The following is an 18,123-nucleotide window of genomic DNA, read 5'->3' as shown; positions in this document are numbered from 1 at the left end:
TCAATCAGTTGATGCATTGTTGAAGATAATGATCTCAGATTGCTTCTTATCGTTGATAGCATCATACAAAGCCTCAAGACATACAGGAAGCATCTCTCCTCGATTCCATGTCAATATAACAAAGGATGTTCTCATTTTTTGATCTCTTTCGTTGATTTATGCATCTGTTTATGGCTATCAATCAATCTAGTGAGATACTAGCATGCAAAAATATTAAATTACATTAACAAGATTAATATACTGTCTTATAAGAATATTCGCATGAAAACAACAGTTTCGTGCATTATTATTACATTATCCACCGTCTTAGCAAGACGCAGTTGAAGATTTTCTCTTTTACTAAGCGAATTAAGGGGCGTGGAAAACCAGGCTTCAAGTAACTTATTTGAAGGGCTTGCCCCTTGTATTTATTTTTTACCAGGCTTTAATAGCATCGCCTTTGTAAACTTCTTTGGCTTTTTCTGCAACTTCAGGGGTCTGGAAAGCTTCTGTCAGCTCATGAAGTTTCTTACTGTCTTTGTCATCGGCGCGTGCTACCAATGCATTCACGTAAGGTGAGGCTGCACCTTCCATAAACAGGCCATCACGAGAGGCGGAAAGGCCTACCTGTGAGGAAAAGTTAGTGTTGATAATGGATAGGGTGACGTTAGGGTCATCCAGCGTGCGGGTCAACTGAGGGGTATCAACTTCAACCAGTTTAAGTTTCTTGGGGTTCTCGGTAATGTCCAAAGTGGTCGGCAAATAGCCTACGCCATCTTTGAGTTTGATCAGACCCTGGGCTTGCAATAGCAACAGGCTGCGACCTAATGTGGTTGCCTCGTTAGAGATAGTAATGGTTGCGCCATCAGGTAAATCTTTAACGTTTTTGATTTTTTTAGAGTAAGCAGCAATTGGGAAAATAAAGGTCTTGGTCAGAATAGCGAAATGATATCCCCGTTCCTTAGACTGTGCCTCAAGGTAAGGCAGGCTTTGGAATGCATTGGCATCAACATCTTTGCTATTTAAAGACTCGTTCGGCAGAACGTAGTCATTGAAAGGAATGACCTCTACGTTCAGATTATATTTATCTTTAGCCACTTTTTGTACTACCTGCCAAATAGCCTGGTCTGGACCGGTATTGATAGCCACTTTGACATCATTGTCATCGCTTTGTTTACAGGCAGACAGCATCAAAACCGAGGTGGTTACCAAGGCAGATAACAGCAATTTTTTCATAATTACACTTCTCTATAATTTAAGCTTATATATTCGCTAGAACCCAATTACTACTATACAGAGTTTTATTGCAGCTTATCCATTGATATGTAGTGAAATATGTTCATCTAAATTGATTGTGGAGCACGCCAGTCCATAAGAACTTCCTATGCTTGGCTGATGATAATTCAGCTTGCTTGCGGCATGGATTTTTTTGCTCTAGGGTTTAGTGAATTACCGCGAGGAATCAACAACAATTTATGACATACATCAAGTGGATCGGCCTGGGTTATCTCTGCATTTTGCTTATTTCATTTGGCTACAGTTATGCAAAAGCGTCTCAAACTAAAGAAGATCCGATTGGCCATAATTGGGCAACTACCCGCCGGGATTCGGCATCTCTGGCTCCAGATCCGATTAAGTTCCGTAATACAGCGATCGTTCAAATCTATACTGCGCCCACCTACGGCTGGCGTGGTTTATTTGCCGTACATCCGTGGATTATTTTCAAAAGAGTAGGGGAAACACAGTACACCCGCTATGACGTTATTGGTTGGGGCAGTGGAAATGTTGTCCGCCAAAATTATGCTGTGCCCGATGGCTATTGGTTCGGTTCTAAACCTCGAATTCTGGTTGACCATCGTGGGCCGGGGGCCGAGGCAATGATCCCAGAGATTGAAGCAGCCATTAAAAGCTATCCATTCCCACGCACTTATCATGCTTATCCAGGCCCGAATAGTAATACCTTTATGGCACATATCGGCCGCGCGGTTCCTGATTTAGGACTCGATTTACCTTCAAATGCGATAGGTAAAGATTACCGCCCGTTGACACGCCCAATCGGGTTACCACCATCAGGAAAGGGAGTGCAAGTTTCACTGCTCGGATTATTAGGATTCACGGTAGGCGCGCAGGAGGGCATTGAGTTCAATATTTTGGGATTAAATCTTGGCGTTGAGTTTACATCACCGGCGCTGCGTTTACCGTTTATTGGCCGAGTGGGTTACGACAGCCACTCAGGTGTCGCGGTTAAAGATATTTAGTAGTCAAGTGCTGGGTCATAGCTTTGGCCCAGCGGAAAACAAACTCTGGTTTCCGTTCTTCAAATCCCCAGAGTTTGATGCAGCAGTTTGCACGATATCAGATAGGTAAGGGAGTTCATTCGTAATCCAAATATCCTATTTAACATAATATACATTATGCGCACCAAGGTGTCGTTACGTGGATTCTGAGGTTTTGGGCTTTACTGGGCCCAATATCTGTTATCTTCAATTTCGGCACTTTTGCTGAACGTTCTCCTTTATCGCGCTTATCCACCTAAAACCCAGTCATTCACTGCTGGCCGCTGGCGTACCCTGATGAAATCGCATTTGCCATTGTTCATCCTCACTGCTCTGTTGCCAGATTGATGTCCGTAAAGTTTGCCGTATCTTGCTGCCCGCTTCATCCAAATAGAAGCTTTTATAAGTCAGCAACGCCACATTTGCTTCAATCAGACTCAATTTAAAATCAGTGCTGTGAATTTCTGGCTGCTCAGCTTGCCGCTCCAGACTTTTTATCACCGCATTTCTGTCGTAACGGATTCCCGAACGACCAATCTCAATAAACTCTGGGTGCAGCAATTCATTGAGCAACTTGGCGTTTCGCCGGACTTCGCAATGATGCAGTTTTTTTTCCAGCTCGATAATTTTATCCACCAGCTTTTGCCTATTCATCCATGCTCCTTTTTGACCGCGCTACGTGAATTTTACTACATTTTAAGCCATGTCAATTTGCTGTCATTTTGATCAGCTAATATCGAGATTCAAGCGTGCTTATAGGTACCGAAATCATTTTCCCGATTTCTAATTTTCTAATGGAGTTACAATGTCACTTGCAGCCATTACCCCTGCCAAACTTGGGCAAACCGTTATCGACACCAGCGTTCGTATGCGGGAAACGCATATCGGCCGACAGTGCGAAATCCTCGCACACAGTTATCTCGAGTACTGTTCGCTGGGAGATTTTTCTTACGTTGGCGAACACTGTTGTATTGCAGATACCGAAATTGGTCGCTTTACCGCTATCGCCAACCAGGTTCGTATTGGCGCACCGAATCATCCTATGGATCGTGCGTCACAGCATCGTTTTACCTATTGCCCTGAATATTACGATCCTGAGGCCAAGCGCGACCATGGATTTTTTGCTGAACGAAGAGAGGCTCGCGTGGTTATTGGCAATGATGTCTGGATTGGTCACGGAGTTATTGTTCTACCCGGTGTCACGATTGGCGATGGCGCGGTGCTGGCTGCAGGGGCCGTGGTGACGAAAAACGTTGCTCCCTACTCTATCGTTGGCGGCGTTCCGGCTAAACTACTGCGCTCCCGCTTTAGTCCGCAAATCGCAGAAAAGTTGCAACAGATTGCCTGGTGGAACTGGCCATTAGATAAATTGATGGCAAATCTAGCTGATTTCCAGTCAGATAATATCGAGCAATTCTGTAATCGACACGGAAAATAAAAAGCGCTCGTGATTAATGCGATAAAATAAATATTGGATCACTTTTCAAGGTAAGGGATTATGAAAGCATCAGGAGTTACAGCAGTTAATAACAGCGCTAACCCTTTTAATCAACAAAATTCAGTATTGCCGATATTAAAACCTCAAGATAGCTATGAAAAAAATATCATAAAAGATAATGACGGAAAGCTGTTAATTCGCGGGTTGAATAATTTTACGCCGCAATCAAGAAATAAAATCAATGAAGCCGTAAGCATTGCTCAATATTGGCTTGATGGCGCAATGAACGTACTAAATTCAAGGGCTTCTGATGTCATAGGCTTGGCTGAATTCAATAGTAAAGAACGAAGGTATGAGAAAAAGCAGATATTTGAACTCTACACCGGTATGTCCGAACTCCTTGATCCTGCTTTCACGCTGTTTAAAATTGATTGTTCTAGCAAAAACTTCATTGTTGCAAGAGTTGATAAACTAGATCCGCAGAAAAGAATATTCATAAACATAGAAGCTTTGGATTCAAGAAGTTCTACCGAAATGGCTATAACAATCATGCATGAACTTTCTCACATTTTTTGTAATACCATGGACTATTTTTATATTAATTTGCCAGAAGATAACGCTGAAGTTATAGCCAAAAAAACCATAAATTACCTCAACAGTTCTACTGCATCTATTAAGCACATAATAGACACCGATAACGAGATTAATACATCAGAATCCATAATCGAAAATTCTTTAGCAGGCGTAGGCTGTGAGTTTAACAGCCATGATGAATTTTTAAGCACGTGGAAAAATGAACGTTATAAAATACTTTTAAATACCGCTGATTATCTTGTCGCCAGGGCAATATATTTAGCTGGGCAAGATACATGCCCATAACACTCAATTAAATTTCCCAATAGTAATGCCTCATCAAACCCCCTGCCCAGAACTACAGGGGGTTGGCAACAGATAACATACTGATCCTTAAAGGCTAGGCGCAGTTGGAACCGTGTCTGTCGAAGGTGTCGCAGTCGATGAGCCTGTGCTGCTGGATGGCGTTGTTGTTGTTGTGGAAGGCGTTGTTGTGGAAGGCGTAGTTGTGGAAGGCGGTGACGCAGTCGTTGAACCTGACGTTGTGCTTGTGCTGGTAGATGGCGTCGTGGTTGTGGTCGAAGAAGACGTTGCTGTTGACGGCGTCGCGGTGGTGGAAGCCGCTGCCGGAGCTGTGGTTGTCGCTGGGGCTGTGGCCGTTGGAGTCGCGGTTGCTGGCGTCGTCGTGGCCGCAGGCGCTGTAACTGCCGGTGCTGCCACTGGTGCTGGCGCGGCAACTGGGGCGACGACAACTTTAGGCGTAGCGGGACGCACGGTAAATGCTGGTGAAGTATTGGTCACCGCGTATTGAACATGCTGGTCAGAGTGAGTGCTGGTAGTGACTTCAACCGGCGAAAGCGTGACTCGACCAATCAATGAGCGCGCGTAGCCGCCAACCTTATGCTTACCCGCTTCCACATGCAGTGACACGGTTTGGCCCATGGCAAGAATTCCCGCATCTGTGCCGTCAATGGTGACATACAGCGGCTCGCCGTCGTCACCCAGGGTCGCAACATGTTTCACGGTAACCAAAGTTGGACCGCTAGAAAAATCTGGCGTGTTTGGCAGAGTTGGTATCAGAACAGAGTTTGCGGCAGATTTAGCAGCTGAACCGGCAGCAGTAATCTTGGCACATCCGGTCAACGCAAACGCTGCTGTGAATACAACAAGTGTGAAACGCTTAATCATGTGGCGACGTCTTCCTATCAATTGTTTTGTGACATATCTGACAATATAACTGAAATCAGGTTCAAGATGAATGTCATGCTTATGATATGAAACAAATCACGACTCTCCAAAGAGTCAAAAATCGATCTAATTCCAGACCTGCCGCACCCTTCCAGGCCGATATCAGGCGTATATTCTAATACTGAAAAGCCGTATTACTGTGTAAACAATCTTAAGAGGATATGAGAAATGAACTTTGACCCGAAGACAGATCTCAAGCTGGAGAAAATCCTTGAGGTTCCTCGTTCGTTGATTTGGCAATGCTGGACAACGCCCCGGCACATCAAGAATTTCTTTGTTCCCAGACCGCATAAAGTCACTGAGTGCGACATCAATCTCACCCCCGGCGGGCGTTTTAACACCACTTTTGAGGTGGATGGCAAGGTAATGAACAATAATGGCGTCTATCTGGAAATTATCGAAAATGAAAAACTGGTATTTACAGATGCTTTCAGCGAAGGATGGAAGCCCAGCGAGAACCCATTTATGACAGCGATTCTTCTGCTGGAAGATGCGGGAGAAAACAGCACTAAATACACCGCCGTTGCGCGGCATCGCAGTGCAGAATCTCGCCAGGCTCATGAAGATATGGGATTTTATGTCGGCTGGGGAATTGTCACCGACCAATTGGTTGAATACGCCAAAAAATTGTAATGCGAATAAATGCACACACCAACCATGAGAAAAGGCTCCCGAAAGAGAGCCTTTTGATTTTTCTTGAATGAAAGCGACAGTCTTAAAGCGCTAAATCTACCACAATGCGCCCTTCAATTTTGCCGGCATGCATACGGGCAAAGATATCATTGATATTGCTCAGCGGTTCGACGGCAATATTGGCGGCTACCTTGTGGCGACCGGCAAAATCTAACGCCTCCTGCAGATCCTTACGCGTGCCGACAATTGACCCACGAACAGTGATGCCATCGAGCACCATATCAAAAATAGACAGGTCAAATTTACCCGGTGGCAGGCCATTTAACACCATGGTTCCACCGCGACGCATCGTACCAATCGCCTGCTCAAATGCCTTTGGCGATACCGCCGTGACCAGCACGCCGTGAGCCCCGCCAAACTCCTCCTGAAACACTTTGGCCGGATCGACATTTTTGGCGTTGGCCACTACGCTGGCGCCAAGACGTTTGGCAAAAGCGAGTTTGTCATCGTCGATGTCTACCGCGGCAACATTCAGCCCCATCGCAACCGCATACTGAATTGCCATATGGCCAAGGCCGCCAATTCCGGAAACCACGACCCAGTCGCCCGGTTTTGTATCCGTCATTTTCAGACCTTTATAAACCGTAACGCCGGCGCAGAGTATCGGCGCAATTTCATTAAAACCGATATTATCTGGCAAGATGCCGACATAGTTAGCATCTGCCAGGCAATATTCTGCAAAACTGCCGTTAACGGAATAGCCAGAGTTTTGCTGCGAAAGGCACAGGGTTTCCCAATTTTCTAGACAATGATCGCAATGGCCACAGGCGGAGTATAGCCACGGCACGCCGACGCGATCCCCCTCCTGAATATGCTTTACGCCATTACCTACTGCCACCACGTACCCCGCGCCCTCGTGGCCCGGAATAAACGGCGGCTGCGGTTTTATCGGCCAGTCGCCTTCTGCGGCGTGAAGGTCGGTATGACATACACCGGTAGCAACAATTTTCACCAGTACCTGGCCCGGCCCGACTTCCGGGATTGGCACCTGCTCAATCACTAATGGCTCACCAAAGGCTTTAACTACTGCGGCTTTCATCGTTTTCATCTGTATTTTCCTTACAGGTAAAGAGAGTCTTAGAAAAGACCTAACGGTGTAATGTCGTAGCTGACCAGCAGGTTTTTAATCTGCTGATATTGGCTGAGCGCCATTTTGTGGGTTTCGCGTCCCACGCCTGACTGCTTGTAGCCACCAAAGGCTGCATGAGCCGGATACATGTGATAGCAGTTGGTCCAGACACGACCCGCTTTTATGTTGCGGCCCATGCGATAAGCCAGGTTAGTGTCACGAGTCCACACCCCTGCGCCGAGACCAAACTGTGTCTGATTAGCGATTTCCAACGCTTCCGCCTCGTCTTTAAAGGTGGTAACGCCGATAACTGGCCCAAATATTTCCTCCTGGAAGGAACGCATCTGGTTTTCGCCCTTGATGAGAGTCGGCTGGATGTAGAAACCGTTGTCGAATCCTGCACCAATCGAGGCGCGTTCACCGCCGGTAAGAATATGACCGCCCTCTTCTTTGGCAATATCAATATAGGAGAGGATTTTGTCGAACTGCTGGCGGGATGCCTGAGCGCCAATCATCGTGTCGGTATCCAGCGGGTCACCACGGCGAATATTTGCCACCTTGGCAATCACGCGCTCCATAAACTCTTCGTAAATAGACTCCTGAATCAGCGCGCGTGAAGGACAGGTACAGACCTCGCCCTGATTGAAGAAGCCCAGCACCAGCCCTTCAACCGCTTTCTCGATAAACTCGGGTTCGGCGTTCATCACGTCGGCAAAGTAGATATTCGGTGATTTACCACCCAGTTCGACGGTGCACGGAATAATATTTTCCGCGGCACAGGCCATGATGTGTCGTCCCACCGGCGTCGAGCCGGTGAAAGCAATTTTGGCGATCCGTTTGCTGGTTGCCAGCGCTTCGCCTGCCTCTTTACCATAACCTTGTACAACGTTCAGCACGCCTGCGGGGAACAGATCACCGGCCAATTCGAGCAGCAAGGTAATGCCCAGCGGCGTTTGCTCTGCGGGTTTAAGCACCACACAGTTACCCGCAGCCAGCGCCGGGGCCAGTTTCCACGCAGCCATTAACAGTGGGAAGTTCCACGGAATGATCTGCCCCACAACCCCCAGCGGCTCATGGAAATGATAAGCAACTGTTTTTTCGTCAATTTCTGCAGCACTGCCTTCTTGAGCACGCAGGCAACCAGCGAAATAGCGGAAATGATCCACCGCCAGTGGCAAGTCAGCATTGAGGGTTTCACGGATAGGCTTACCGTTATCCCAACTTTCCGCCACCGCCAGATACTCAAGGTTTTCTTCAATACGATCGGCTAACTGTAAAAGCAGATTGGAACGATGTTGAACACTGGTTTTCCCCCAGGCGTCAGCGGCTTGATGAGCAGCATCGAGAGCAGCATCAATGTCTTTGGCATCGGAGCGCGGGAACTGACCAATATCACTGCCATCAACGGGTGAAGTGTTCATAAAGTATTGACCGCTTTGCGGTTCTACGAATTTGCCACCGATGTAATTGCCATAGGTTGCTTTGAGAGTAACCAAAGCATCCGGTTTTCCGGGATGTGCGTAACGCATCGCAAACTCCTTGTTTTATGTAGGGTACTACTTTCTGAGATTGGCCATCAGCGCTGCAAGCACTCTACAAATTCGCGATGGCATGATGTGTGTAGCATCCATCGTGCCAACAATGATCTAAAGCTGAATTCAATTAAAAGCTGATGTAAATCAATAAAATAAATTCATCACTAATTTTCAGATATTTTCAAGGATAGAAAGTTTTCGTATCTGTGTTGCAAATCGCAACACTTGAAAAACTCATTGGCTACACTATTGAAACACTTTCGATACAAGCATGAGGTTGCCAATGCAGGGAAATTCGTCAGTTGCCAATACCACCGCTCAGGACGCCAATCCGCTGCTCAGTGAATCCTGGTTCCGCAGCCAACTCTATGGCATCGACCGTTTGGCCGACGATTTTCCGCGCATTCAACAAGGTGAACTCGCTGACCTGCTGGCCAATAATGCCGCCTTGCAACGCGTGGCCCAACCCGGCGTAAAAGCGCTGGCCGAAAAGACTGCAGATAAGCAGTCGGTAGTGGTTCTTTCTGATGCCAGCGGGCTGGTGCTAAACACTTTTGGCGATATGCAAGCAATGCAAAAAGCCCAGCGTTTTGCTCTGGAACCGGGAAATTTGTGGAGCGAAGGCGGACGAGGAACCAATGCAATTGGCACTGCGCTGGCCATTGACGATAGCTGTGAAATCTATGCCGATCAGCATTATCTGACCAGTAATCAAGGGCTGTACTGTGCTGCGATGACTCTGCAATCACCCGATGGTCAAATTGCCGGAGTGCTGGATATCTCGGGACCGGCCAACTTTCCCCATCCCAACACGCTGGCCTGGGTGAAAGAAGCGGCGAAACATATTGAATATCTGTGGATGAAACAGAGTTTGCACACTGACCAGTGGCTAATGAGTCTCCATCCGCAGGTGCAAGGTATTGATAATGCTGACGAGATGCTGCTTATTTTTTCAGACAATATTCTAATGGCCGCAAACCGTATGGCGATGAGGGAGCTGAGTCTATGTAGAGAAAATTTTGGCAACACCACTTTCCAGCAACTTTTTCCGCATAATATTCAAAGCGCCAACAGCGTTGCGCAACCGCTCATCACACACAATCTGCAACGCTATTATTTTCGCTTACGCGCGCCAACCCGCGTCTATCAGCCATCCAGCGCCATTAACCCCCCCGATTATTCGTACTCGCTGCGCAACGAAAATCAGAAATTGGTGCGTTTGCTAAATGCCGGGATCTCGCTGTGTATTTTAGGTGAAACAGGTAGCGGTAAAGAGTATGTCAGTCGCGCTTTGTATCAGCAGAGTCAATGGCATCAAGGGAAGTTTGTGGCGATAAACTGCGCGGCCATTCCCGAGTCATTGATTGAATCCGAGCTGTTCGGCTATCAGGCAGGTGCGTTTACCGGGGCCAGTAAAAATGGCTATGTCGGCAAAATTCGGGAAGCCGACGGCGGCGTGCTGTTTCTCGATGAAATTGGTGATATGCCACTGGCACTGCAAACCCGATTGCTGCGTGTATTGCAGGAAAAAGAGGTCGCCCCGCTGGGATCGAGCCATAGCTGGCCGGTTAATTTTGCCGTGATCTGCGCGACCCACCGTAATCTGACTCAACTGGTTGAGGAAGGTAAATTCCGTGAAGACCTGTTCTATCGGCTGCAAGAATTTTCAATCACTATTCCCCCACTGCGCGAATGGCCTTCGCTTCAGTCGTTTATTTTGCAGCTGTGGCGTGAGTTGGGCAGCGAGCAGAGAGATATTCAGCTCGCACCGGCCTTGATAAACCGGCTGGCGAAACACCCATGGCCGGGAAATGTGCGCCAATTGCGTAGCCTGCTTAAGGTACTGATGGCACTGGCTGATGATGGACAACTTATTGACTGCGACAGCCTGCCCGGTAAATATCAGCTTGAAGACACTGCGCCGCATTCGGCCCTGCAACAACATGATGACCAGTTCATCGCTGAAACCTTGCAGGGTTGCAACGGTAATATTTCCCAGGCGGCGAAAGTACTGGGCGTTGCGCGCAGCACGCTTTATCGCCGTGCGGCACGAGAAAGGCAAGCTGGGTGATCATACCAGTGTAAAAAAGAGTGACTTCGACGTTAGTGCAGCCGAGCCTCCTCTCGTAATCCAATTAAAAATCAATGGAAAAGCGCCCTATTTCCAATCCCCGATATTGTTCAACAAGCACCGTTAAAAGAAAGTCATAAACCTCACTGGTCCTGTGGGGCGCGCGCCTGTGTGCGATATTAAATATTTTTATTAAATAGATGTTCTCGACAGCTCAGTGTTCACGGTAATTTTATAAAACATCTTTAAATTAGCATCACGGTGTTAAGTGACTATTCTGAATGTAGGGTTGCTGGAAACAGTTTAAAAACTCAGCTATCGATAATTAACTATTTGATTTAGAAAATGTTGAGGATTAATGGATGTCGAGTGACAATGTAACGGAAGATCAAGCTCCGGCAGGAACAAAATTGCTGGCACTGGGCGCATTGGGTGTCGTGTTCGGGGATATCGGCACTAGCCCGCTTTATACTTTGAAAACAGTCTTGTATTTGTCAGGTGGCGGCTCCTCCCATGAGGTGGTTCTCGGATTATTATCATTAATAATCTGGACATTAGTGATTGTGACTACATTAAAATATGCCATGTTCGCCATGCGTATGAGCAATAATGGTGAAGGCGGAATACTGGCACTAATGTCTTTGCTGTTTACGCAAAAGAAAAATCGGCCATGGGTTGTTTTCGCCGGCATATTTGGTGCTGCGCTGATTTACGGCGATGGTGCCATCACCCCGGCGATATCTGTCCTCTCAGCCATTGAGGGGGTCAATATAGTCTTGCCGGAATCAAAATCTTATATTGTGCCAGTGACCGTTGCGATTCTAATCGCCCTATTTGCTATCCAGGCAATGGGTACGGCGAAGATTGGCAAACTTTTTGGTCCAATAATGGCACTGTGGTTTGTGGTCATTGCCGGGCTTGGTATCTGGGGGATTGTGCAGCATCCAGCGGTGTTAGCCGCGGTTAATCCCTATTACGCCTTCAAATTTTTATTCTCCCATGGCCTAAGCAGCTTTTTAGTATTAGGAGGCGTATTCCTTTGTGTGACCGGAGCAGAAGCCTTATATGCCGATATGGGCCATTTTGGTAAACGCCCTGTTTGGCTTGCATGGTTTGCTTTGGTTTTCCCCAGCCTACTGCTCAACTACGCCGGGCAATCGGCGTTGATCTTATCCGGCGCTGATGTCACTCAGAATATCTTCTATCGCCTTTGCCCGCCCGGCATGCTTATTCCGCTGGTGATATTAGCCACTCTTGCGACTATTATTGCCAGCCAGGCAATTATCAGTGGGGCCTTTTCCATGACTCGACAGGCAATGCAGCTTGGTTGGTTACCACGGTTAAGAATAAAACAGACTTCTGAAGAAAGTTACGGGCAAATATATATTGGCTCGATTAACTGGTTACTCATGATTGCGACCGTTTTCCTCACTATTTTCTTCCAGTCTTCCGACCGCCTGGCCGCTGCCTATGGGATTGCCGTCTCCTTTACCATGATTATGACCAGTGGATTAATCTATGTTTCGATGCGTGAAGTATGGCGTTGGGGAATAGTCATCAGCGGATTGATTGCCGGTTTATTCTTTATCGTAGATTTGAGCTTTTTAACCGCTAACCTGGTCAAGATACTCGAAGGGGGGTATGTTCCACTGCTTATGGCGTTGGCACTTTATAGCGTAATGATGATTTGGCATCATGGCGTCAGAATTGCCACTCTGGTGGTCCGTGAAAAAACCATGCCGGTTAAAGAATTTCTGACTGACATTGAAACTCATCAAATTCCACGGGTACCCGGTACTGCAGTATTTTTAACGCGATCAACGGAGACACCGACTATTATGCGTTGGCACGTTACTCGCAATGGTTCACTGCATGCTCAGGTTATTTCATTGAATATCCAGATTGAAAATATTCCGAGGGTTTCAGCCAAAGAGCGATTAGAGATCGAGGAAATCGCGCCTAACTTTTGGCACGTCATTGCCCACTATGGATTTATCGAAGAACCTAATATTGCGCAATTGCTGGGATATAAGGAAATTGCCGATCTCGACGTCGACAGAGAAAATCTGACCTTCTACGTTGGACATGAAAACATTGTTCGTGGTGAAGGCCGCAAACGACTGCCTTCGTGGCAGCGGCATATTTTCTCACTTATGGTTCGCAACAACATTCATATTACTGACCATTATCGCCTGCCCAGCGATCGGGTCGTGGAAATCAGCCGTCAGGTTGCGCTATAAAAAAGCCCGGAAAGGCAGCGATATTTTATCGCATGATTTCCGGGCTCCAACTTTTTCAGCAATGTTACGTTAACTTCAACTGTTAATAGTCTGGCGGTACGCTTTGATTATCTTGTGGGTAATAATCTGGCGGCGCACCCTCACTCTGCTGATTATAATCCGGCGGTACGCCTGCATCAGAAGATTGAGACTGATAGGATTGGTTAAATCCTGCTGGCATCGGCACCTTTTCCCCTTTGGCATACATACATTGGACATAAACGTCATTATAACGTTCCTGTATGTCGTCATAACTGCCCATCGAGGAATCATTACCCATCGCGCTACCGACTAACAAGCCGCTACCCGCACCAATCAGTGCGCCAGAACCGCCATGACCAGAAGCCGCACCTAACAATGCGCCGCCTGCAGCCCCGATTACCGTAGCTGCTGCCGCAGTATTGACCGCATTATTATTTGCCCGTTGAGAATCCCCATTAACGTTGCCACGAGCATAGCTTTGGCAGGTTGAATCATCTGCCATAAACTGCTCATAAGATTTACCGCTTCCCGGCATCGCTCGGACATCGGGTCCGGATGGCGGGCTAACGCAGCCAGACAGCATGACTGCACCCAGAACAACAGCCACAGGCGCGTAGGCAAAAATTTTCATGTTAACTTAACCTCAAATTGCCGAAATTCTCGTAATGAGTCTTATCTTGGCGCTAATTTTTGCCAGCCTGTCGGACAGCGTGGCACCTGTGGATAATAACCAACCGGATTGTGGCAATAATAACTGGCACTCGCCGTCTGCTTTTCGACATAAACCTGCGGCGCAGGTGGCGTCACATAAACTACCGGCGGCGGAGCATAATAAGGTTGCGGGCCCCAATAGTAAGGATCCGGCCCCCAATAAGGTCCTACGCCAACAAATACGTGTGGGCCGCCCCAACCACCATGATGATAGCCGCCGTGATAACCGCCACCGCCGTGATAACCACCAGGGCCGCCGCCGTGGAAGCCACCGCCGCCTCCATGAGGATAAGGTGCTGCCTGGGAAACGGCAGTTGCGCCTAATCCCACCAACAACGTTGCACAGAGACTCAACAGAGTTAACTTTTTCATCACAAACCTTCAAATGGAGATGAGAAAAATGATTAGTACTAATATACGCCTGCTTAGGCCAAGTGTTATCAGTGGAGGACGTAAAACATTCGTAAAGTTGAGGTGTAAATAATGGAGAGATTGTTTGAAATGATGTCACTTTATAAATGAGTGCCTGCTGCTTTAATTTCTCCACAGGCACTCTTAACACTATTGGCAAGTCACTCTATATAAGGTCTTTGAACAAGTGTGGTTCAGATAAACTTTATAGCTTAATTTATTGACTGTCGGCACCGGTTACCCGCCAGACCGCATTACCTGCATCATCGGCAATCAGCAGAGCGCCCTGCTTGTCCATTGCCAAACCTACCGGCAATCCACGCACCTGTTTTTGATCATCCGTCAAAAATCCTGTGACCACCGGTTTTGGCTGGCCAACGGGTTTGCCGTCTTTAAACGCCACATAAACTACCTGATAACCGTTGAGCGGTTTGCGATTCCAGCTACCGTGCTCGCTAATAAACGCGCCACCGCGGTATTCAGCCGGGAGATTGGTTCCGGTGTAGAACCACAGGCCCAGAGGTGCGACGTGTGAACTCAGCGCATAGTCCGGTTTGATAGCTTTTTCAACCAAATCAGGGCGCTGCGGCCGCACGCGCTGATCGACATGTTGCCCGTAATAGCTGTATGGCCAGCCATAAAAAGCGTGTTCCTGAACCGAAGTCATATAATCCGGCACCAGATCGGCACCAATTTCGTCACGTTCATTGACCACCGCCCACAGTTTACCGCTTTGCGGCTCCCATTGGAGTCCGGTCGGATTACGCAGGCCGCTGGCAAAAATACGGCTTGCACCGGTCGCTACATCAACCTCAAGAATATCTGCTCGACGATATTCTGCGCCAATGCCATTTTCGGTGATATTACTGTTCGAACCGACGCCAACGTACAACTTAGTACCGTCCGGGCTGGCCAGCAGGGACTTGGTCCAGTGATGGTTGATAGGACCACCGGGTAAATCAGCAATTTCAGTGCCCGGATCAGTTATTTTAGTGTCACCCGTCTGATAGCGATAGCGCATCAGGCCATCGGCATTGGCGACATAGAGTTGGTCGCCGATTAACTGTACGCCGAAAGGCGAATGCAGGTTTTCGAGGAAAATATGTTTCTCCCACGTTTTGCCGTCTCCGTTGGCATTTCTCAGCAGAGTAATTCGGTTGCCGCCCGGCCCACCTTTACCAGAAGCTTTCTGCACCATACCCATAATCACTTCTTTTGGTTTACTGGTAACGCCAGCGGGACTGTTGGCTTCAACCACCAGCACATCGCCGTTAGGTAATACAGTAATCTGGCGCGGATGCATAAAGCCATCGGCGACTTTCGAAATCTTCAATCCTGCGGCGACCTTTGGCGTTTCTCCATCTTTCCACGGGGTGCCGCTCGGCACTTGCATCGGCGGTAGCAGGAAATTTTTTGCCGCAGGTAATACCGGGTCGCTGCCGGTTTGCTGCTCGGGAGAGATTTTTGCCGCCTCGTCGCAGCCGGTCAGCAATAGCGGCAAAGTTAACGCTAAAATTGATAATCCATAGATATTTTTCATTGTCACTCCTCCTTAAGCCAGGCGTTCGCGCAGCGCGAGTTGCAGATTGGCGAACAGCAGTAACAGCACCACGACAGTGGATAAGGTTACGCCAGCGGGAACCACGGCGAAGGCATCGCGGCTGTGAATAAATGCATTGAAAATAGATAAGACGATGGCTAGCGCGCTGGCCCAAAAATGCACTTTTACCGGTGAGCCTTGCGGATATCCAGTGCCGACCCAGACCTGTATCAGATTGATAATACGGGGGATAATGGCAATAAACAGTCCGAAGACAATCAGCCAGCTTGCGGCCTGAGTCCAGGCAATTTCTGTACTGTAGATATAAATGATATCGAATATCCAGGCTGCGGCGAAAAAGCCGATCGGCAGCGGGTCAAGAAGCGCCACAATACCTACGGCTAACGCCGAATTCTTTGGGGATCGCAGAGAGGTCATTCACAAGCTCCTTATGCAAATAAAAAATCAATGCACCAAAAATGATGCACAATGCAGGATGCACTTGTGAAATATTAGTTAAAATTATGAGTTTATGTGGCTAACTGTGATAATAAGTTTCCATAACTCGAATTTTAACGCTGCTCAGCACAGCCGTTTTGCAAAACAAACCGCTTCCGCACGGCCCTGATAAATACCGTAATTGTCGATGATTTGGTAACCGTTTGAGAGATAGAAATTTACAGCTCCCTGGTTGATTTGCCTCGTTTCAAGTTGAATCATTGTATAACCCAGCTCACCCGCCTGCCGTTCTAATTCAGCCAGCAGCTGCCCACCGATCCCTTTGCCTTTCTCAATAGAAAACATGCGTTTGATTTCACAAGTTTGGCGATCAACTGGCCTAAAACCTCCGCAGGCAACGGCATTTTCATCACGCAGGCCAATAACAAATGATGATCTATGATGCTCAAAATCGGTGAGCACGGCATTTTTACTGCCGCTGGCACCCGTGATAACTTCCAGCGACTGATTCAAATCGTCAATCAACGCCGTTACACGCAGATCTTCTGCAGGATTCTTGATAACGATAAAATTTAAATCCCCTAACTTGTTGTTCATCATCCTTTCAAATACCCAAGCTGTAAAAAAATAAAGTATAAAAGCAAATAAAATAATCTTCAGCAAAACTCACAGCCTGCCCCCACTCGCTTAGTAATAAAAATCACCTTTTTTCAACAAGCTAAAGCTGCTCACTCCGTTATTACTCTACGCTTTAATCAGCTGGAGATAACGAGTGAATAATTACTGCGTTTTAGGTTTTAACGGCGTGAGAGCAGATCCCGCGAGCGGCACCACGCATCTTGGCAATGGCTACCGCGCCTATAACCCGATATTGATGCGTTTTCACTGCCCCGACAGCCTGAGCCCGTTCGGCATAGGCGGGATAAACCCTTATGTTTATTGTGATGGCGACCCGGTTAACCGCGCTGACCCGTCAGGGCATCACAGTCTCTGGGGCTGGATGGCCATTGCCGCGGGCGCGGCTTTGGGGGCGCTACTCACCCCAGTTTCGGGAGGTTCATCACTGGCAGTCGCACTATCAATTGCTGGCGTATCGACTGCGGTGATTTCTAGCGGATTAGCAGTCGCGCAACAATTTGTTGAAGAGTCAGCCCCCAAAACCGCAGCCGCACTGGGATGGGCCGCCCTTGGAACAGGGACAGTCAGCGGAATAAGTTCGGCTGCACTTTCAGGCGTCGCACCTGGGGCTAATTCATTGGTCAGTCTGCTAAAAGGCACCAGTAACAGGCCGTTTGGCGGCCTTATGATGGAAGGCGGAGCCGTGCAACAGCGGGCCGGTGCCTCCGGTGATACTCTGGCAATTGATATTTTCACCTCTAATGAGCGAAATTTATTAAACAAAGGTGGGATTAAAACTCAACGGTTCAATGGCCCTTTATATCGTTCAGATAATAGACCCCCAGAAACCATATTTGAACAGGGTTTTCAGGCCAAGGGACTCAATGGAAATTATAATGACCATTTTATGAATAGCGCGCGTACAGGAAAAAGCCACTTTATTTCGTTTACCGATGATATCGAATGTGCCAAAAAATTCGCTAAACCGAAACAGTGTTTTCCCCCATTCTCATCTTACTTTCCAAAAGGCCCTCATCATTCCTATATTTATGAGGTTGATCACTTGGATTATGCATTAGATCTAAAACACCTAAATAGTACAGAGAATGAAATTGCAGCAGTAAGCTCAGTCCCGACACATCATATAAAGGGGGCGCATACTTATTTATCCATCAATCAAATACCTAGACCTCAGGGATTTATCACTAATCCAAACTATATTTTATGAGCTATTGCTTAAG

At 47.5% G+C, this 18,123-nt stretch carries 17 protein-coding genes and 1 pseudogene; 9 read left to right on the top strand and 9 right to left on the bottom strand.

The annotated features are described in order from the left end of the window. Positions 1-414 precede the first annotated feature (414 nt). Positions 415-1,215, bottom strand: coding sequence for a MetQ/NlpA family ABC transporter substrate-binding protein (locus SPM24T3_RS13065; protein WP_009637240.1), 801 nt, complete (start codon positions 1,213-1,215; stop codon positions 415-417). A gap of 239 nt (positions 1,216-1,454) precedes the next feature. Between SPM24T3_RS13065 and SPM24T3_RS13060 the strand changes: the two genes are divergently transcribed. Further along, the gene (locus SPM24T3_RS13060; RefSeq protein ID WP_009637239.1) at positions 1,455-2,237 is read left to right on the top strand and encodes a DUF3750 domain-containing protein; all 783 of its coding nucleotides are present in this window, start codon (positions 1,455-1,457) and stop codon (positions 2,235-2,237) included. 285 nt (positions 2,238-2,522) lie between these two features. On the opposite strand, the gene SPM24T3_RS13055 is transcribed toward SPM24T3_RS13060, so the two are convergent. After that, positions 2,523-2,909, bottom strand: coding sequence for a DUF4440 domain-containing protein (locus SPM24T3_RS13055; protein ID WP_009637238.1), 387 nt, complete (start codon positions 2,907-2,909; stop codon positions 2,523-2,525). 151 nt (positions 2,910-3,060) lie between these two features. Between SPM24T3_RS13055 and SPM24T3_RS13050 the strand changes: the two genes are divergently transcribed. The 4 genes from SPM24T3_RS13050 to SPM24T3_RS13035 all read left to right on the top strand — a co-directional run bounded on the left by SPM24T3_RS13050 (position 3,061) and on the right by SPM24T3_RS13035 (position 6,147). Next, complete coding sequence (locus SPM24T3_RS13050; RefSeq protein ID WP_009637237.1) at positions 3,061-3,693, top strand: DapH/DapD/GlmU-related protein; 633 nt, start codon at positions 3,061-3,063, stop codon at positions 3,691-3,693. A 60-nt stretch (positions 3,694-3,753) separates the two neighbouring features. Then, positions 3,754-4,572: a hypothetical protein gene (locus tag SPM24T3_RS13045; RefSeq protein ID WP_009637236.1), complete on the top strand. Its 819-nt coding sequence runs from the start codon at positions 3,754-3,756 to the stop codon at positions 4,570-4,572. Between the two features lie 112 nt (positions 4,573-4,684). Then, complete coding sequence (locus tag SPM24T3_RS25135) at positions 4,685-5,077, top strand: hypothetical protein (RefSeq protein WP_009637235.1); 393 nt, start codon at positions 4,685-4,687, stop codon at positions 5,075-5,077. Between the two features lie 605 nt (positions 5,078-5,682). Next, the gene (locus tag SPM24T3_RS13035) at positions 5,683-6,147 is read left to right on the top strand and encodes an SRPBCC family protein (protein ID WP_009637234.1); all 465 of its coding nucleotides are present in this window, start codon (positions 5,683-5,685) and stop codon (positions 6,145-6,147) included. Between the two features lie 82 nt (positions 6,148-6,229). Here SPM24T3_RS13035 and adhP read toward each other — a convergent pair whose 3' ends face one another. Both adhP and SPM24T3_RS13025 read right to left on the bottom strand, forming a co-directional pair. Further along, positions 6,230-7,255, bottom strand: coding sequence for an alcohol dehydrogenase AdhP (gene adhP / locus SPM24T3_RS13030; RefSeq protein ID WP_009637233.1), 1,026 nt, complete (start codon positions 7,253-7,255; stop codon positions 6,230-6,232). Between the two features lie 29 nt (positions 7,256-7,284). Beyond that, positions 7,285-8,805, bottom strand: a complete 1,521-nt coding sequence (locus tag SPM24T3_RS13025) for an aldehyde dehydrogenase family protein (RefSeq protein WP_009637232.1) — start codon at positions 8,803-8,805, stop codon at positions 7,285-7,287. Between the two features lie 289 nt (positions 8,806-9,094). Between SPM24T3_RS13025 and SPM24T3_RS13020 the strand changes: the two genes are divergently transcribed. Beyond that, positions 9,095-10,882: a sigma-54-dependent Fis family transcriptional regulator gene (locus SPM24T3_RS13020; RefSeq protein ID WP_009637231.1), complete on the top strand. Its 1,788-nt coding sequence runs from the start codon at positions 9,095-9,097 to the stop codon at positions 10,880-10,882. Between the two features lie 362 nt (positions 10,883-11,244). After that, entirely contained in the window at positions 11,245-13,122 is a 1,878-nt protein-coding gene (locus SPM24T3_RS13015) for a potassium transporter Kup (RefSeq protein WP_009637230.1), read from the top strand. Positions 13,123-13,204: 82 nt separating this feature from the next. Here the strand turns inward: SPM24T3_RS13015 and SPM24T3_RS13010 are convergent, their stop codons facing one another. The 5 genes from SPM24T3_RS13010 to SPM24T3_RS12990 all read right to left on the bottom strand — a co-directional run bounded on the left by SPM24T3_RS13010 (position 13,205) and on the right by SPM24T3_RS12990 (position 16,927). Continuing rightward, positions 13,205-13,774 (bottom strand): YMGG-like glycine zipper-containing protein, encoded by a 570-nt coding sequence (locus SPM24T3_RS13010; RefSeq protein WP_009637229.1) that lies wholly within the window; start codon positions 13,772-13,774, stop codon positions 13,205-13,207. 41 nt (positions 13,775-13,815) lie between these two features. Continuing rightward, positions 13,816-14,226 (bottom strand): hypothetical protein, encoded by a 411-nt coding sequence (locus tag SPM24T3_RS13005; RefSeq protein WP_009637228.1) that lies wholly within the window; start codon positions 14,224-14,226, stop codon positions 13,816-13,818. Between the two features lie 256 nt (positions 14,227-14,482). Next, positions 14,483-15,805, bottom strand: coding sequence for a sorbosone dehydrogenase family protein (locus SPM24T3_RS13000; RefSeq protein WP_009637227.1), 1,323 nt, complete (start codon positions 15,803-15,805; stop codon positions 14,483-14,485). A 12-nt stretch (positions 15,806-15,817) separates the two neighbouring features. Then, positions 15,818-16,243 (bottom strand): DUF2231 domain-containing protein, encoded by a 426-nt coding sequence (locus tag SPM24T3_RS12995; protein WP_009637225.1) that lies wholly within the window; start codon positions 16,241-16,243, stop codon positions 15,818-15,820. A 144-nt stretch (positions 16,244-16,387) separates the two neighbouring features. Beyond that, positions 16,388-16,927, bottom strand: coding sequence for a GNAT family N-acetyltransferase (locus SPM24T3_RS12990; RefSeq protein ID WP_157135295.1), 540 nt, complete (start codon positions 16,925-16,927; stop codon positions 16,388-16,390). Between the two features lie 109 nt (positions 16,928-17,036). On the opposite strand from SPM24T3_RS12990, the pseudogene SPM24T3_RS26155 reads away from it, so the two are divergent. Together SPM24T3_RS26155 and SPM24T3_RS12985 are read left to right on the top strand one after the other, a co-directional pair. Beyond that, positions 17,037-17,186 (top strand): annotated as a pseudogene (locus tag SPM24T3_RS26155) (RHS repeat-associated core domain-containing protein); the annotation flags it as partial. A gap of 78 nt (positions 17,187-17,264) precedes the next feature. Next, positions 17,265-18,110 (top strand): hypothetical protein, encoded by an 846-nt coding sequence (locus SPM24T3_RS12985; protein WP_237713047.1) that lies wholly within the window; start codon positions 17,265-17,267, stop codon positions 18,108-18,110. Positions 18,111-18,123 lie beyond the last annotated feature (13 nt).

The sequence above is a fragment of the Serratia sp. M24T3 genome, assembly GCF_000257645.1.
Classification (GTDB): domain Bacteria; phylum Pseudomonadota; class Gammaproteobacteria; order Enterobacterales; family Enterobacteriaceae; genus Rouxiella.
This window is presented reverse-complemented; position numbering and strand designations above follow the sequence as displayed.

Bases quoted from the DNA above. Each gene is read 5' to 3' on its own strand.
- SPM24T3_RS13050 (WP_009637237.1), top strand. From the start codon at position 3,061: ATGTCACTTGCAGCCATTACCCCTGCCAAACTTGGGCAAACCGTTATC.
- SPM24T3_RS13020 (WP_009637231.1), top strand. From the start codon at position 9,095: ATGCAGGGAAATTCGTCAGTTGCCAATACCACCGCTCAGGACGCCAAT.
- adhP (WP_009637233.1), bottom strand. From the start codon at position 7,255: ATGAAAACGATGAAAGCCGCAGTAGTTAAAGCCTTTGGTGAGCCATTA.
- SPM24T3_RS13055 (WP_009637238.1), bottom strand. From the start codon at position 2,909: ATGAATAGGCAAAAGCTGGTGGATAAAATTATCGAGCTGGAAAAAAAA.
- SPM24T3_RS13065 (WP_009637240.1), bottom strand. From the start codon at position 1,215: ATGAAAAAATTGCTGTTATCTGCCTTGGTAACCACCTCGGTTTTGATG.
- SPM24T3_RS12995 (WP_009637225.1), bottom strand. From the start codon at position 16,243: ATGACCTCTCTGCGATCCCCAAAGAATTCGGCGTTAGCCGTAGGTATT.
- SPM24T3_RS13000 (WP_009637227.1), bottom strand. From the start codon at position 15,805: ATGAAAAATATCTATGGATTATCAATTTTAGCGTTAACTTTGCCGCTA.
- SPM24T3_RS13045 (WP_009637236.1), top strand. From the start codon at position 3,754: ATGAAAGCATCAGGAGTTACAGCAGTTAATAACAGCGCTAACCCTTTT.
- SPM24T3_RS13015 (WP_009637230.1), top strand. From the start codon at position 11,245: ATGTCGAGTGACAATGTAACGGAAGATCAAGCTCCGGCAGGAACAAAA.
- SPM24T3_RS13035 (WP_009637234.1), top strand. From the start codon at position 5,683: ATGAACTTTGACCCGAAGACAGATCTCAAGCTGGAGAAAATCCTTGAG.
- SPM24T3_RS13025 (WP_009637232.1), bottom strand. From the start codon at position 8,805: ATGCGTTACGCACATCCCGGAAAACCGGATGCTTTGGTTACTCTCAAA.
- SPM24T3_RS13005 (WP_009637228.1), bottom strand. From the start codon at position 14,226: ATGAAAAAGTTAACTCTGTTGAGTCTCTGTGCAACGTTGTTGGTGGGA.
- SPM24T3_RS13010 (WP_009637229.1), bottom strand. From the start codon at position 13,774: ATGAAAATTTTTGCCTACGCGCCTGTGGCTGTTGTTCTGGGTGCAGTC.
- SPM24T3_RS13060 (WP_009637239.1), top strand. From the start codon at position 1,455: ATGACATACATCAAGTGGATCGGCCTGGGTTATCTCTGCATTTTGCTT.
- SPM24T3_RS12985 (WP_237713047.1), top strand. From the start codon at position 17,265: ATGGCCATTGCCGCGGGCGCGGCTTTGGGGGCGCTACTCACCCCAGTT.